Origin of the sequence: Faecalibacterium sp. BCRC 81149 (genome assembly GCF_022750605.1) — a bacterium.
GTDB lineage: Bacteria > Bacillota > Clostridia > Oscillospirales > Ruminococcaceae > Faecalibacterium > Faecalibacterium duncaniae.
This window is the reverse complement of record NZ_QXJA01000002.1, coordinates 437,776-452,956: the sequence shown is the minus strand read 5'-3', so window position 1 is coordinate 452,956 and position 15,181 is coordinate 437,776. Positions and strand designations below refer to the sequence as shown.

Below are 15,181 nucleotides of genomic sequence, written 5' to 3'. Positions count from 1 at the left end.
GCTTCCGTCTGCGGACGAGGTTTTGCTGCGCCTCACCGCTACCCGGTCCAACACCACCTTCCTGCGTGATTGCATTCACAGGAGCGTGACACGCTCCTGTCCTCTGCCAATAGAGGAACTCACCAGCGGAAGCTTTCTGGCACGCCTCGTCTGTCCAGATACTCCTGCCGAGCCTGCTCCCGCTGTTCCTCGGTGGGTGCTGTCTTGTACTGGGCATACAGCTCATGCCGCAGCATCGCATCCAATTTTTGCTCCAACCCCTGCTCAATTACCTCTTCGTACTCATTTTCACCGCTCAAATGATAATGCAGCAAGGCGACGAAAAGTTCCTGCGAAATCTGCACATTTTTCATCGTTATCACCATCCCGTGTCGGTTGTGTCGGTTGTGACGGTATTTTACATAGTAGCAAAAATACCGTCACAACCGTCACGAATCGTCATGTCCCAGAATTTTCCAGCGTTAATTTAACCACCCTGCCCTCATGGGTGCGCCTGCTTTCGTACCGAATCCCATAGTCGTTGTAGAGCCTGTCGGCACTCACATTCAGCTTCCGGGTCAGGATGTTTGCCTGTATGCTCACACCCGGCAGACGTTCCAGCAGTTCCGTGGGCGCACCGCTCCACTCCGGCTGTTCCGGGGTGAGCATCTTTGCCACCGCTTCCAGAAGCGGGTCGGGCGGCAGCTTCCAAAGTTCTGTTTCGGCTCCTTGGAACTCCCACACGCAGCGTTCCCGGTCAAACTCCAATGTCAGCTCCTGATCCGGCTGGTCACGCCCCACGATGTCCAGTAGTGCGGTGTTGTCCGTGCGCCGCTTCTTCTGCATGATGAACGCGCCATCCGCTGCACCCAACAGACCGTTGGTGCCGGAGATCATATCGAAGCTGTCCTCAGCTTCCATCTTCCGGGTGTGATGGACCACCAGCAGGCAGATGCCGTACCTGTCACTGAAGGTTTTCAGCCTGGTCACGATCTCGTAGTCGCTGGCATAGCTGTATCGGTCCCCGCCGATCTCCCGCACCTTCTGCAGGGTGTCGATGATAATGAGCCGCACATCTGGGTGCTCCCGGATGAAGCCTTCCAACTGCTGGTCAAGTCCCTCGTTCACGGACTTGGCCTGCGTTGCGAAGTAGAGATTGCTGGTCTCCTCTACCCCGAACATCCGGGAGAGCCGCCGCTGCAGCCGGGCATAATCGTCCTCCAATGCCAGATAGAGGACGGTGCCCTGATGCACCTCGTACTCCCACAGCGGAAGCCCCATCGCCACATGGTAGGCAAGCTGCCCCATGAAAAAGGACTTACCCACCTTGGGCGCACCTACAAAGAGGTAGGTGCCGCTGTACAGCAGGTCGTTCACGATGGGCTTCCGGGGTGGATACACCGTGTCGTACAGCTCGGTCATTGATACCGTGTTCAGCCCGAAATTGTTTGACTTTTTCGCGGCTTGCAGATTGATTTGCTTGTCCGAATTTGTTATAATATTGGTGGTAATTTTATCAGACGACTGTACCGCATCTGCGCCAACAGATGCACCCGGTACGGTCGTTTTTCTATTGTCCGTCATTCGCATTCCTCCTTAAGTCCGTTCAACGTCAGAGCCACCATTTGCAGGGTCTCCAGTAAGTCCGGCGGGACTTCTTCATCCACGGCCAGCCGCTGCAATTCCTGATAGATCAGCTTCATCTGGTCTCGCAGGGCTTTGTAGACCCTTGGGTTGCCTACCACGGTGATCTCCCGGTCGGTCAGGCGGCGGATAATATACTCCTGTTTGGTCAGGCCGGAGAGCTTTACCTTGGCTTCCAGAACCTCGTCCTCTTCCGGGGACATTCGGAAGGCTACTACCTTGTTCCGCCAGCGGCCTTGCTGGTCGAGTACTCGTTCCATTTTCATCCCTCCCTTCGCTCCATGTCCAGCTTCTGCGCCATCTCCTGTTGCTTTGAGGGGAAGAGGTGGGCGTACTTATAGGTGATGTCCACGCTCTCATGCCCCACCCGGTCTGCGATTGCCAGCGCCGAGAAGCCCATCTCAATCAGCAGCGACACATGGGAGTGCCGCAGGTCGTGGATTCGTATCCGCTTTACTCCGGCTGCCTTGGCTCCCCTGTCCATCTCGTGGTGCAGGTAGCTCTTGGTCACCTCAAAGATCCGCTGGTCTGGCTGGACTTTGTAGAGGGATTTCAGATAGTCTCTGATCTCGTCCGTCAGAAACTGCGGCATCTGGATGACCCGGACGCTCTTGGGTGTTTTCGGGTCGGTGATCACATCCCGGCCTTTCAGCCTTTGATAAGATTTGGTGATGGAGAGCAGCCCCTTGTCCAAGTCGAAGTCTGCCGGGGTCAGAGCCAGCAGCTCGCCCTCCCGGATGCCACACCAGTAGAGGACTTCAAAGGCGTAGTAGGATTGCGGCTTGTCCATCATGACCTCTGCGAACTTGAGGTACTCTTCCTTTGTCCAGAAGAGCATCTCCTTGTGCTTTTCTGACCCCATGCACCCGGCTGTGGCTGCTGCGTTTGATTTCAGCCCGTAGAACCGGACGGCGTGATTCAGAATGGCACTGAGTTGTCCATGCAACGTCTTGAGGTAGGTCGGCGAGTAGGCCTTGCCGTTCTTGTCCCGGTAGTTCAACATCTCGTTCTGCCATGCAATTACATCCCGTGGCTTTATCTCACTGAGCCGTTTTTCCTTGAAATACGGTAAGATTTTCGTTCGGATGATATGCTCCTTGATAGACCATGTGTTTTCCCGGAGCCGCTTCTTCTTGTCCGTGATATAAATCTCCACGAAGGCTTCAAAGGTCATGGTCAGGTCTGCCGCCTGCTGAAGAAGGAACTCCCGCTCCCACGCCAGAGCATCCTTCTTGGTGGCAAACCCTCGTTTCAGCTTCTTCTGCTTCACACCTTGCCAGTTCTCAAAGTAGAAGGAAGCGTACCATGTGCCCTGCCTGCTGTCCTTGTAGGCTGGCATCCTATCACTCCTCTCCTGCCCCGTAGATCTTCTCCTGATAGTACCTCCTGCTTACCCGGCCTCCTACGGTCGTGTAGCCCTTGGCTCTCAGCTCCTCGTTCCACTGGGCGATCATCTTGTACGCCAGACCTTGCGAGATGTCCAGCTCCTTTGCCAGTTCGTCTGCCTTGATAAAAATGCTGTTTGCCATTTTTTCTCCTTTCCTTGTCGGTTTCGTTTCGGTGCCGCTTCATTCTCGCTGACTTCCGGCAGGCATATCCCCTTTGCGGTGCTGTGCCGTCCCCTTGCGGAGCGCTCGCTTCCTTTCGGAAGGTCTTGGCGGTTTGGGTCAGTTTGGCGGTCATTCAATTTTACTAAGCATTTTTGCTTATCTTTTTGCGCTCTCATTGTACTAAACATTTTCCGTTAAGTCAAGAGGTTTTCGGGTAAAATCTTAAACTTTTTTGTTTATTTTCTATTGCACCTCCTATTTTTCTGTGCTATACTGGGTTCAACAAATATGTTTAAGTCAGGAGGCAATCGCATGGCAGTCGGTGACCGCATCAAACGTGCCCGCAACCTCCGAGGTATGACCCAGAAAGAACTGGGCATTGCCATCGGGTTTGAGGAGAAAAGCGCAGACATCCGTATCGCACAATACGAAAGCAACACCCGCACTCCCAAGGAAGAGCTGCTCCGCAAGATTGCGGAGGTACTGGATGTGAACTACCGTTCCCTCTATGAACCGACCCTGTACGCCGCAGAGGATGTGATGTACGCTCTGTTCGAGCTGGACGAGCACTATCCCGGCACCCGGCTCTATGAGGTCACAGACACCACCGACCCAGATCTCCCGGAAAAGCACATGGCAGTCAGCTTCCGCTATCGCCTGCTGGATGATTTCCTGAAGGAGTGGCAGCTCCGTAAGAAGCAGTTCCGGGAGGGCGAGATCACCAAGGAAGAGTATCTGGAATGGAAGCTCAACTGGCCTCAGACCGCCGACGGCTGCGGCCGGTACGAGCCGAAGAAAAAGTGGCGTAAAGAATAAAAGACACAAAAATGCCCTCTGAAAAACTTACCGTTTCTCAGAGGGCATTCTCATGTCTCTCTTTTTGAATAATCGCCTGATAGTATCAAAGCAGTATCACAGAGTCTTTTAGCTCTTAAAATATCGCATTGTATCAATACTTTTCAGGGTTCGCAGATTACTCGAGCTCGATGGTGGCAGGCGGCTTACCGGTGCAATCATAGAACACACGGTTGACGTGCTTGACCTCATTGACGATACGGCTGGTTACGGTGCCCAGAACATCCCAGGGCACATTGTAGCTCTCAGCAGTCATAAAGTCGGTGGTGGTCACAGCACGCAGGGCCACAGCGTAGTCATAGGTACGCTCGTCACCCATCACGCCGACGCTGCGCATATTGGTCAGAGCGGCGTAATACTGGTTGATCTCCTTATCCAGACCCGCCTTGGCGATCTCCTCACGCCAGATTGCGTCTGCATCCTGCACGATGGCAACCTTTTCGGGGGTCACCTCACCGATGATGCGGATGCCCAGACCGGGGCCGGGGAACGGCTGACGGCTGACCAGATACTCAGGCAGGCCCAGTTCGCGGCCAACCTGACGCACCTCATCCTTGAACAGGTTGCGCAGAGGCTCCACCAGCTCCTTGAAGTCCACGGTATCGGGCAGGCCGCCGACATTGTGGTGGCTCTTGATGACAGTGGATTCGCCGCCCAGGCCGCTCTCCACAACGTCAGGATAGATGGTGCCCTGTGCCAGGAAATCCACCTTGCCGATCTGCTTTGCCTGCTCCTCAAAGACGCGGATGAACTCCTCGCCAATGATCTTGCGCTTGCGCTCGGGCTCGGTAACACCGGCCAGCTTGCTGAAATAGCGGTCGCGGGCATCCACACAGATGAAGTTGATATCAAAGCCGTTGGCATTGCCCGGGCCAAAGACAGAGCAGACCTCTTCCTTTTCGTTCTTGCGGAGCAGACCGTGGTCCACAAACACGCAGGTCAGCTGCTTTCCGATGGCCTTTGCCAGCATCGCAGCCAGCACAGAGGAGTCCACGCCGCCGGACAGGGCACACAGCACCTTGCCGTCGCCAATGCGCTCCCGCAGAGCCTTGACATTGTTCTCCACGAAGGAGTCCATCTTCCAGTCGCCGGAGCAGCCACAGACGTTATACACGAAGTTGCGGAGCATCTTCTTACCCTCAGCGGTGTGGAGCACTTCCGGGTGGAACTGAACAGCGTACAGGCCCTTCTCGGCGTTCTCTGCAGCAGCCACAGGGCAGTTCACGGTGTGTGCGGTGATCTTGAAGCCGGGGGCTGCCTGCTCGATGTAGTCGTTGTGGCTCATCCAGCAGATGGTGGAGGGCTGAACATCCTCGAACATCTTGCTGCTGTTGTCCACAAAGACCTCGGTCTTGCCGTACTCACGCTCAGGGGCGCGGCAGACATGACCGCCCAGCAGGTGCATCATCAGCTGGCTGCCGTAGCAGATTCCCAGCACAGGGATGCCCCAGTTGAAGATCTCGGGGTCGATGGTGGGCGAATCTTCCAGATAGACGCTGTTGGGGCCGCCGGTGAAGATGATGCCCTTGGGGTTCTTCGCCTTGATGACCGACAGGTCAGTTTTGTAGGAATAGATTTCACAGTAGACATTGTTCTCGCGGACACGGCGCGCGATCAGCTGATTGTACTGGCCGCCAAAGTCCAGCACGATGACAGTTTCATGCTGCATGATGTTCTCCTCCCTTTTTCGAGATGTTTCTATAGGTAGAATTAGTATAGCACATCTCACAACGAAAATCGACAGTCTTTGTGAACTTTCCCGATTTTATTTTACGCGAACAGGGTGCCGCAGTACTGTTTTCAGTTTTTCCGGTGCTGTCCGACGCGGATCGCTGAGGTAAATTTCGTGGTGGCGGCGGTGCCCGGTGAAATCAGTCTCATAGCCCTGTTCCCGCGCAAAAGCATCCATCTGCTCCAGCGTCTCCGGTTCGGCATCATAAGAACCAACATGCATACACTGCACACAAAGTCCTTCATCATAGTGGAAGAACTGCACCTTGGAGAAATCCTTCTTCTTTTTTGCAGTCGCCTCCTGAACGGCCCAATCGAACACTTCCCGGGTCACGAAATCCGGCAGGCGGATCATACTTGTCCACTCAAAGCATTCTTTGTGGGTGTAGTCCACACCGTCCACCCCCTCCTGATGCCACAAACCCTCCAGCGGTGGAACAACATATTCAAAGTAACCGTCGATCTTATGGCTTCCCTTGTAGCTCATCTTGATGGTAAAGGCAATGCCATACAGCAACTCCATTGCCGCCTGATACTCTCCACCTGGTTCATTGGGGTCTCCCCTGCCCTGTACAGACACAAAATTCATCGGCGGAACAGTCACAATCCCCGGCTTCCTGGGTGGAAGATAAAACTCCTTGTACTCCTTCTTATAGTCAAACGCCATAGTGCAATCCTCCATTCTCCGACATCTTTGCTCTTTAATGTCAGCATATCATAACAACCTTTATTTGTAAAGCACTTTTTGGCAAAAACAAAAATCCCCTGCCATCTCGGGCAGAGGATCTGATAGCGCAAAAAGAGCCTTCCCACTCTCCGGAATGGGAAGGCTCTTTGTAAGTTTAACCTTTTGCCTTAGAACAGGCGCGAAGGGTCAAAATCACTCAATGATCTTGCCAACAACGCCGGAACCAACGGTACGGCCACCCTCACGGATAGCGAAACGCAGGCCCTCTTCCATAGCAACGGGGGTCAGCAGCTCAACGTGCATCATGACGTTATCGCCGGGCATGCACATCTCAGTGCCTTCGGGCAGAGTGATGATACCGGTCACGTCAGTGGTACGGAAGTAGAACTGAGGACGATAGTTGGAGAAGAACGGGGTGTGACGGCCGCCTTCGTCCTTGGTCAGAACGTAGACCTGAGACTCGAAGACCTTGTGGGGATGGACAGAACCGGGCTTAGCCAGAACCTGGCCACGCTCGATCTGGGTACGATCAACACCACGCAGCAGAGCGCCGATGTTATCGCCAGCCTCAGCGAAGTCCAGAGACTTACGGAACATCTCCAGGCCAGTAATGGTGGTGCTCAGACGATCGGGCTTAATGCCAACGATCTCCATTGCATCGCCAACCTTAGCAACGCCACGCTCAACACGACCGGTAGCAACAGTACCACGGCCGGAAATGGTCATGACATCCTCGATGGGCATCAGGAAGGGCTTGTCTTCCTCACGATCGGGGTTGGGGATATAGGTGTCAACAGCGTCCATCAGCTCCTTGATGCAAGCGTAAGCAGGATCCTCGGGATCGTTGGGAGCCTCCAGAGCCTTCAGAGCGGAACCACGGATGATGGGGGTGTCGTCGCCGGGGAAGTCGTACTCGCTCAGCAGCTCACGGATCTCCATCTCGACCAGATCCAGCAGCTCCTCGTCGTCGACCATATCGCACTTGTTCATGAACACGACGATATAGGGCACGCCGACCTGACGAGCCAGCAGGATGTGCTCACGGGTCTGGGGCATGGGACCATCGGTAGCAGCAACGACCAGGATAGCGCCGTCCATCTGAGCAGCACCAGTGATCATGTTCTTGACGTAGTCAGCATGGCCCGGGCAGTCAACGTGAGCGTAGTGACGAGCCTCAGTCTGATACTCGACGTGAGCAGAGTTGATCGTGATACCACGAGCGCGCTCCTCGGGAGCCTTATCGATGTTGGCATAGTCCATGAACTCTGCGTCGCCCTTCAGAGCCAGGTACTTGGTGATAGCAGCGGTCAGAGTGGTCTTGCCGTGGTCAACGTGACCGATGGTGCCGATGTTAACATGCGGCTTAGAACGGTCAAATTTTGCCTTTTCAGCCATTGGAATATCCTCCCTTAAACGGATTGAATTTGGTTACAACAGTCCTGCAAACACAGAATTGCATTGCAAAACTATTCTACTAAATTTGTCCTGTAAAATCAAGTGCTTTTACAGGAAATTTTGCCGGAGCTACACTACCCCGGCAAAATTTTACTTTGTTTCAGGCAATCAAGCCTTGGTGCGGCCAGCAATGATCTGGTCGGCAATGTTCTTGGGAACCGGCTCGTAGTGAGAAGGCTCCATGACATACTGGCCACGGCCCTGAGTCTTGGAACGCAGGTCGGTGGCGTAGCCGAACATCTGAGCCAGAGGAACGAAAGCGTTGACACGCTGAGTGCCTGCCATTGCCTCCATGCCCTGGATCTGGCCACGGCGAGAGTTCAGGTCGCCGATGACATCGCCCAGATACTCATCAGGAACGATAACAGCAACCTTCATGATGGGCTCGGTGATGATGGGGTCAGCCTTGCGCATAGCGTCCTTGAAGGCCATAGAACCTGCAATGGAGAAGGCCATTTCAGAGGAGTCGACCTCGTGATAAGAACCATCCCACAGGGTGACCTTAACATCAACGACAGGATAGCCAGCCAGAACGCCGGACTTCATAGCACCCTGGATACCATTGTCGATAGCCGGGATGTATTCCTTCGGGATGGCACCGCCAACGATGGCGTTGACGAACTCGTAACCCTTGCCGGGCTCGTTGGGCTCGATCTTGATCTTAACATGACCGTACTGGCCCTTACCACCAGACTGACGTGCGTACTTAGTCTCCTGATTGGCCTCCTTGCGGATGGTCTCACGGTAAGCGACCTGAGGTGCGCCAACGTTAGCCTCGACCTTGAACTCACGCAGCAGACGGTCAACGATGATCTCCAGATGGAGCTCGCCCATGCCTGCGATGATGGTCTGACCGGTCTCTTCGTCAGTGTAGGTCTTGAAGGTGGGATCCTCTTCGGCCAGCTTTGCCAGCGCGATGCCCATCTTCTCGTTGCCAGCCTTGGTCTTGGGCTCGATGGCAACGCGGATAACGGGCTCGGGGAACTTCATGGACTCCAGAATGATGGGATGATTCTCATCACACAGAGTATCACCAGTGGTGGTGTTCTTCAGACCGACAACAGCAGCGATATCACCTGCATAGCAGCAGTCGATATCCTTGCGGTGGTTGGAGTGCATCTGCAGGATGCGGCCCATACGCTCTCTAGCGTCCTTCACGGAGTTGTAGACAGTAGTACCAGCCTCGACCTTACCGGAGTAGACACGGAAGTAGGCCAGCTTACCAACGAACGGATCGGTTGCGATCTTGAAGGCCAGAGCTGCGAAAGGAGCGTCGTCGGAAGACGGACGGGTCTCCTGCTCTTCGGTCTCAGGGTTCACACCCTTGATGTCCTCAACGTCGGTAGGAGCGGGCATATAATCCACGATAGCGTCCAGCAGCTTCTGGACACCACGGTTCTTGTAGGAAGAACCACAGACCACGGGCACCAGAGTGTTGGCAATGGTCTCCTTGCGGATGGCAGCCTTCAGCTCCTCGCGGGTGATCTCCTCACCCTCGAGATACTTCTCCATCAGGACTTCGTCGTTCTCGGCAACAGCCTCGATCAGGATGTTGCGGTACTCCTCGGCCTGCTCGACCATATCCTCAGGGATGGGCTCAGTGCGCATATCGTTGCCCATGTCGTCATAGTAGACCTCAGCGTTCATATCGACCAGGTCAACGATACCACGGAAGGTATCCTCCTGGCCGATGGGCAGCTGGATCGCCACGCCGTTGGCGTGCAGACGATCATGCAGCATCTTGATGCAGCGGAAGAAGTCGGCACCCATGGTATCCATCTTGTTGACGTACACCATGCGGGGGACTTTGTACTCATCAGCCTGACGCCAGACGGTCTCAGACTGAGGCTCGACACCGCCCTTAGCAGCCAGAACGGTCACAGAACCGTCCAGGACGCGCAGGGAACGCTGGACCTCAACAGTAAAGTCCACGTGGCCCGGAGTGTCGATGATGTTGATGCGATGACGGTTCTTCTTGAACGCAACCGGATCCTTCTGAGTCTCAGAATGAGACCAGTAGCAGGTGGTTGCTGCGGAGGTGATGGTAATACCACGCTCCTGCTCCTGAACCATCCAGTCCATGGTAGCGCCGCCATCATGGACTTCGCCGATCTTGTGGTTGATGCCGGTGTAGTACAGAATACGCTCGGTGGTAGTCGTCTTACCAGCATCAATGTGGGCCATAATGCCGATATTTCTCGTCATCTGAAGAGAAACTTCTCTGGGTGTAGCCATGAAATTAACCTCCTACAGAACAGATCAATAACGGAAATGAGCGAAAGCCTTGTTGGCCTCGGCCATCTTGTGGGTATCCTCGCGCTTCTTCACGGCGTTACCAGTGTTGTTGGCAGCATCCATGATCTCAGCGGCCAGACGCTGGGCCATGGTCTTCTCACCACGGCTGCGGCTGTAAGCGGTCAGCCAGCGCAGACCCAGGGTCTCGCGGCGGGCAGGGCTGACTTCCAGAGGAACCTGGTAGTTAGCACCACCAACACGGCGGGTCTTGCACTCGAGGCTGGGCATGATGTTCTCCATCGCCTTCTCGAAAGTTTCCAGAGGATCGTTGCCGGTCTTTTCCTGAATCATGGAGAAAGCCTCGTAAACGATCTTCTGAGCGACGCCCTTCTTGCCATCCAGCATCACGCTGTTGACCAGACGGGTGACCATCTTGGAATTGTAAATAGGATCAGCTAAGACATCGCGCTTAGCAATGTTACCTCTTCTAGGCATCTTTCTTCCCTCCTTCACAGAATGATATCATCGGTACTCGAAAGTAATAAAACTCCCGTTGTGTCACAAAGAGCTGACCTTACATAAACCGTTACCCTCCGCACAATGCGGACTTGTTATTTATATAATGGAAAGCCGTTTATGGCGGTTGTCCTCAATTACTTCTTTGCAGCACCGGCCTTAGGACGCTTTGCGCCGTACTTGGAGCGGGCCTGATTACGGCCTGCCACACCCTGAGTATCCAGGGTACCACGGATGATGTGGTAACGCACACCGGGCAGGTCCTTAACACGGCCGCCACGGATCAGCACGACGGAGTGCTCCTGCAGGTTATGGCCGATACCGGGAATGTAAGAGGTGACCTCGATACCATTCGTGAGGCGGACACGAGCAACCTTACGCAGAGCAGAGTTAGGCTTCTTGGGGGTCATGGTACGAACTGCAGTGCAGACACCACGCTTCTGGGGGCTGCTCAGATCAGAGTACTGCTTCTTCTGAGAGTTATAAGTCTTCTGCAGGGCGGGAGCGGTGCTCTTGGTAACCAGGACCTCACGGCCTTTGCGTACAAGCTGGTTAAAAGTAGGCATTTTGTTTCTCCTTTCTTAATAGTGAACATCGGATATTTTCCGACTTTTTAGCCGCACTTCCCCTATGGGGACGCGCAACAGTTATATAATACTCGTTTTGATTAGGAATGTCAACAGTTTTTCCAATATTTTTTTGTTTTATTCGCCGAAGGACTCAGCCGCTGATTTTTCCTTTACTCCTTCAGTCTGCTGCGCAGACAGCCCCCTCTCAGAGGGGGCCTTTCCCCTGCTTCGGGCCAGGCAGGCCTCCCTCCCAGAGGGAGGTGGCATTGCGAAGCAATGACGGAGGGAGTTTCAAATCAAAAAAGCCGCCCTCCCCTGCGTTCAGGGAAAGGCGGCTCATGGATCGATTCAATTCCGGGCAGACAGAGTTTTACTGCTGGTTTGCTGCAGCCAGCTCAGCGGCAACAGCCTCGTCGCGCTCCTGCTCACGGCGCTTCAGATCCTCACGCACCTCCGGCAGACCGGTACCAGCGGGGATCAGCTTACCGATGATGACGTTCTCCTTCAGGCCGGCCAGCGGGTCAACCTTGCCCTTGATGGCGGCTTCGGTCAGGACACGGGTGGTCTCCTGGAAGGATGCGGCAGACAGGAAGGACTCGTTTGCCAGGGCAGCCTTGGTAATGCCCAGCAGCACCTGCTGATACTCGACCAGCTTGATGCCCTCTTCACCGTCATCAATGCGCTTCTGCAGCTCGGCGTTGATGTTCTCAACTTCCAGACGGTTTGCCAGTGCACCGCCGATCAGGTCGGAGGAGCCGGAGTCGGTCACGCGGACCTTGCGGCACATCTGACGGACGATGACCTCGATATGCTTATCGTTGATCTCAACGCCCTGCAGACGGTAGACCTTCTGGACCTCGCTGATCAGGTAGTTCTGCACATCGCTCAGACCCTTGATGGCCAGGATATCCTGGGGATACAGAACACCTTCGCGGGTGATGATGTCGCCCTTCTCCACACGATCGCCGGGCATGACACGTGCATGCTGGGTGAAGGGGATGGAGTAGCTCTTCACCACCTCGGCACCGTTCTCGTCCTTACCGGTGACCTTGATGACGACGTTCTTCTTGGTGTCATCCTGAGAGACAACACCGGAGATCTCGCTCATAATGGCCATGCTCTTGGGGCGGCGGCTCTCGAACAGCTCCTCAACACGGGGAAGACCCTGGGTAATATCCTCAGCAGATGCAATACCGCCGGTATGGAAGGTACGCATGGTCAGCTGGGTACCGGGCTCGCCGATGGACTCTGCTGCGATGACACCGATGGACTCGCCCAGCTGGACGGGCTCACCGTTTGCCATATCGCTGCCGTAGCAGTGTGCGCAGACACCCACCTTGGCGCGGCAGGTCAGCAGGCTGCGGATCTTCAGCTTGGTGATGCCTGCAGCCTCGATGTCGTTGGCATCGTACAGGTCGATCATCTTGCCCTCGGGCACGATGACCTCGCCGGTGACGGGGTTGATCACATCGCCCACGGCGTAGCGACCGATGATACGCTCACGGAAGCTCTCGATCTTCTCCTTGCCCTCGTGGATCTCAGAGACCCACAGGCCGTCGGTGGTGCCGCAGTCGATCTCACGGACGATGACCTCCTGAGAGACATCGACCATGCGGCGGGTCAGGTAGCCGGAGTCAGCGGTACGCAGAGCGGTATCGGCCAGACCCTTACGAGCGCCACGGGCAGAAACGAAATATTCCAGAATGTTCAGACCTTCGCGGTAGTTTGCACGAATGGGCATCTCGATGGTCTTACCTGCGGTGTTGGCCAGCAGGCCGCGCATGCCGGCCAGCTGCTTGATCTGGTTCATAGAACCACGCGCACCGGAATCAGCCATCATAAAGATCTCGTTGTCCTTGGGCAGGTTGGCTGCCAGAGCCTTGGAGACCTTATCGGTGGTTGCCTGCCAGATGTTGATGGTCTGGGTGTAACGCTCGTTCTCAGAGATCAGGCCGCGGTTGAACAGCTTGTTGACCTGAGAGACCTGCTTATCCGCGTCAGCGATCAGCTCGTCCTTCTGCGGAGGAATGACAGCGTCACACACAGCAACAGAGATTGCAGACAGGGTGGAGTACTTATAGCCCTGAGCCTTGATGGAGTCCAGCATCTTTGCGCAGGCACGGGTGCCATTGCGGGTCATGCAGCGGGAAATGATGTCGGGCAGGGTCTTTTTGGTCACGCGGAAGCTGACCTCATACTCCAGCCAGTGCTCCGGGTCGGTGCGGTCGATATAACCCAGGTTCTGAGGAACGGGGTTATTGAAGATGATCCGGCCGACGGTGGCATCCACCAGACCGGTGCGCTCCACACCATCAATGACCATGGTGCGGCGGACCTTGATGGGAGCGTGCAGGGTCACAACGTGCTCTGCATAGGCCATCAGGGCCTCGTTCTCATCACGGAAGATCTTGCCTGCACCCTCTTCGTTCTCACGAACGGTGGTCAGGTAGTAGCTGCCCAGGATCATATCCTGAGTAGGAACGGTAACAGGTGCGCCGTCAGAGGGCTTCAGCAGGTTGCCGGAAGCCAGCATCAGCATCTTGGCCTCGCGGCAGGCATCCTCGCCCAGGGGCAGATGAACTGCCATCTGGTCACCGTCGAAGTCGGCGTTGAATGCGGTACATGCCAGGGGGTGCAGCTTGATGGCACGGCCCTCGACCAGCACGGGATTGAAGGCCTGAATGCCCAGACGGTGCAGGGTAGGTGCACGGTTCAGCAGGACCGGGTGGCCCTTGATCACGGTCTCCAGGCTGTCCCAGACCTCGGGCTTTGCACGCTCGACCATCTTACGGGCAGACTTGATGTTGTTGGCAACACCCTTCTCGACCAGATCCTTCATCACGAAGGGCTTGAACAGCTCCAGAGCCATCTCCTTGGGCAGACCGCACTGATCCATCTTCAGCTCAGGGCCGACGACGATAACAGAACGGCCGGAGTAGTCAACACGCTTGCCCAGCAGGTTCTGGCGGAAGCGGCCCTGCTTGCCCTTCAGCAGATCGGACAGGCTCTTCAGGGCACGGTTGTTGGGGCCGGTGACCGGGCGGCCGCGGCGGCCGTTGTCGATCAGGCTGTCAACTGCTTCCTGCAACATCCGCTTCTCGTTGCGCACGATGATGTCGGGAGCACCCAGCTCCAGCAGACGGCGCAGACGGTTGTTGCGGTTGATCACGCGGCGGTACAGGTCGTTCAGGTCGGAGGTGGCAAAACGGCCGCCGTCCAGCTGGACCATGGGGCGCAGATCAGGGGGCAGCACGGGCAGCACGTCCATGACCATCCACTCGGGGCGGTTGCCGGAAATGCGGAATGCCTCAACGACCTCCAGACGCTTCAGGATGCGGACCTTCTTCTGGCCGGAGGACTTTTCCACCTCAGCGGTCAGCTCAGCGCTCAGCTGATCCAGATCGATCTCCTTCAGCAGCTCCTGGATGGCCTCAGCACCCATGGATGCCTCAAACTCATCGCCGTAGCGCTCACGCATCTCGCGGTATTCCTTCTCGGTCAGCAGCTGCTTCTTCTCCAGCGGGGTCAGACCGGGATTGGTAACGATATAGCTTGCAAAGTACAGGACCTTCTCCAGCAGGCGGGGGCTGATATCCAGCATCAGGCCAATGCGGCTGGGGATGCCCTTGAAGTACCAGATGTGGCTGACGGGCGCGGCCAGCTCAATGTGGCCCATGCGCTCACGGCGAACCTTTGCCTTGGTGACCTCGACACCGCAGCGATCGCAAATCTTGCCCTTGTAGCGGATGCGCTTGTACTTGCCGCAGTGGCACTCCCAGTCCTTGGTAGGTCCAAAAATGCGCTCGCAGTACAGGCCGTCGCGCTCCGGCTTCAGGGTGCGGTAGTTGATGGTCTCAGGCTTCTTGACCTCGCCGTAGCTCCAGTTGCGGATCTGCTCCGGAGAAGCCAGGCCGATTTTAATGGAATCGAAAACGTTGTTTTCCATGAAACGAACCCTT

13 protein-coding genes are annotated in these 15,181 nt (G+C 55.7%); 1 reads left to right on the top strand and 12 read right to left on the bottom strand.

Going from position 1 to position 15,181, the window contains the following annotated elements; genetic code table 11:
• Window positions 1-119: 119 nt before the first annotated feature.
• The 5 genes from D3F01_RS04955 to D3F01_RS04935 form a co-directional block, all read right to left on the bottom strand.
• Entirely contained in the window at window positions 120-353 is a 234-nt protein-coding gene (locus D3F01_RS04955) for a complexin-2 (RefSeq protein ID WP_097778380.1), read from the bottom strand.
• A gap of 85 nt (window positions 354-438) precedes the next feature.
• A complete protein-coding gene (locus D3F01_RS04950) occupies window positions 439-1,563 on the bottom strand; it encodes a helicase RepA family protein (protein WP_242886350.1) in 1,125 nt (374 codons plus the stop codon).
• On the bottom strand, window positions 1,560-1,889 hold the full coding sequence (locus tag D3F01_RS04945) for a hypothetical protein (RefSeq protein ID WP_015538530.1): 330 nt from the start codon (window positions 1,887-1,889) through the stop codon (window positions 1,560-1,562). Before D3F01_RS04945 ends, D3F01_RS04950 begins: the two co-directional genes overlap by 4 nt.
• The gene (locus D3F01_RS04940) at window positions 1,886-2,962 is read right to left on the bottom strand and encodes a site-specific integrase (protein WP_242886348.1); all 1,077 of its coding nucleotides are present in this window, start codon (window positions 2,960-2,962) and stop codon (window positions 1,886-1,888) included. The genes D3F01_RS04945 and D3F01_RS04940 overlap by 4 nt, the downstream gene beginning before the upstream one ends.
• Before the next feature lie 4 nt (window positions 2,963-2,966).
• Window positions 2,967-3,152, bottom strand: coding sequence for a hypothetical protein (locus tag D3F01_RS04935; protein ID WP_015538532.1), 186 nt, complete (start codon window positions 3,150-3,152; stop codon window positions 2,967-2,969).
• A gap of 333 nt (window positions 3,153-3,485) precedes the next feature.
• Here D3F01_RS04935 and D3F01_RS04930 point away from each other — a divergent pair, with 333 nt between their 5' ends.
• Entirely contained in the window at window positions 3,486-3,989 is a 504-nt protein-coding gene (locus D3F01_RS04930) for a helix-turn-helix transcriptional regulator (RefSeq protein WP_242886346.1), read from the top strand.
• A 157-nt stretch (window positions 3,990-4,146) separates the two neighbouring features.
• On the opposite strand, the gene guaA is transcribed toward D3F01_RS04930, so the two are convergent.
• The 7 genes from guaA to rpoC all read right to left on the bottom strand — a co-directional run bounded on the left by guaA (window position 4,147) and on the right by rpoC (window position 15,168).
• A complete protein-coding gene (gene guaA, locus D3F01_RS04925; protein WP_097773655.1) occupies window positions 4,147-5,697 on the bottom strand; it encodes a glutamine-hydrolyzing GMP synthase in 1,551 nt (516 codons plus the stop codon).
• Window positions 5,698-5,793: 96 nt separating this feature from the next.
• On the bottom strand, window positions 5,794-6,426 hold the full coding sequence (locus D3F01_RS04920; RefSeq protein WP_242886344.1) for a GyrI-like domain-containing protein: 633 nt from the start codon (window positions 6,424-6,426) through the stop codon (window positions 5,794-5,796).
• A 213-nt stretch (window positions 6,427-6,639) separates the two neighbouring features.
• Window positions 6,640-7,842, bottom strand: coding sequence for an elongation factor Tu (gene tuf, locus D3F01_RS04915; RefSeq protein WP_117476887.1), 1,203 nt, complete (start codon window positions 7,840-7,842; stop codon window positions 6,640-6,642).
• A 168-nt stretch (window positions 7,843-8,010) separates the two neighbouring features.
• Entirely contained in the window at window positions 8,011-10,137 is a 2,127-nt protein-coding gene (gene fusA, locus D3F01_RS04910; protein ID WP_097773654.1) for an elongation factor G, read from the bottom strand.
• Window positions 10,138-10,161: 24 nt separating this feature from the next.
• A complete protein-coding gene (rpsG, locus tag D3F01_RS04905; RefSeq protein ID WP_005930552.1) occupies window positions 10,162-10,632 on the bottom strand; it encodes a 30S ribosomal protein S7 in 471 nt (156 codons plus the stop codon).
• A 158-nt stretch (window positions 10,633-10,790) separates the two neighbouring features.
• Window positions 10,791-11,219 carry a 30S ribosomal protein S12 gene (gene rpsL / locus D3F01_RS04900; protein ID WP_005930554.1) on the bottom strand — a complete coding sequence of 143 codons (429 nt, stop codon included), beginning with the start codon at window positions 11,217-11,219 and terminating at the stop codon, window positions 10,791-10,793.
• 373 nt (window positions 11,220-11,592) lie between these two features.
• A complete protein-coding gene (gene rpoC / locus D3F01_RS04895) occupies window positions 11,593-15,168 on the bottom strand; it encodes a DNA-directed RNA polymerase subunit beta' (RefSeq protein WP_005930560.1) in 3,576 nt (1,191 codons plus the stop codon).
• Between the last annotated feature and the right edge of the window lie 13 nt (window positions 15,169-15,181).

Excerpts from the sequence above, each read along its gene's own strand:
- D3F01_RS04955 (WP_097778380.1), bottom strand. The coding sequence starts at position 353 with ATGAAAAATGTGCAGATTTCGCAGGAACTTTTCGTCGCCTTGCTGCAT.
- D3F01_RS04950 (WP_242886350.1), bottom strand. The coding sequence starts at position 1,563 with ATGACGGACAATAGAAAAACGACCGTACCGGGTGCATCTGTTGGCGCA.
- D3F01_RS04945 (WP_015538530.1), bottom strand. The coding sequence starts at position 1,889 with ATGAAAATGGAACGAGTACTCGACCAGCAAGGCCGCTGGCGGAACAAG.
- D3F01_RS04940 (WP_242886348.1), bottom strand. The coding sequence starts at position 2,962 with ATGCCAGCCTACAAGGACAGCAGGCAGGGCACATGGTACGCTTCCTTC.
- D3F01_RS04935 (WP_015538532.1), bottom strand. The coding sequence starts at position 3,152 with ATGGCAAACAGCATTTTTATCAAGGCAGACGAACTGGCAAAGGAGCTG.
- D3F01_RS04930 (WP_242886346.1), top strand. The coding sequence starts at position 3,486 with ATGGCAGTCGGTGACCGCATCAAACGTGCCCGCAACCTCCGAGGTATG.
- guaA (WP_097773655.1), bottom strand. The coding sequence starts at position 5,697 with ATGCAGCATGAAACTGTCATCGTGCTGGACTTTGGCGGCCAGTACAAT.
- D3F01_RS04920 (WP_242886344.1), bottom strand. The coding sequence starts at position 6,426 with ATGGCGTTTGACTATAAGAAGGAGTACAAGGAGTTTTATCTTCCACCC.
- tuf (WP_117476887.1), bottom strand. The coding sequence starts at position 7,842 with ATGGCTGAAAAGGCAAAATTTGACCGTTCTAAGCCGCATGTTAACATC.
- fusA (WP_097773654.1), bottom strand. The coding sequence starts at position 10,137 with ATGGCTACACCCAGAGAAGTTTCTCTTCAGATGACGAGAAATATCGGC.
- rpsG (WP_005930552.1), bottom strand. The coding sequence starts at position 10,632 with ATGCCTAGAAGAGGTAACATTGCTAAGCGCGATGTCTTAGCTGATCCT.
- rpsL (WP_005930554.1), bottom strand. The coding sequence starts at position 11,219 with ATGCCTACTTTTAACCAGCTTGTACGCAAAGGCCGTGAGGTCCTGGTT.
- rpoC (WP_005930560.1), bottom strand. The coding sequence starts at position 15,168 with ATGGAAAACAACGTTTTCGATTCCATTAAAATCGGCCTGGCTTCTCCG.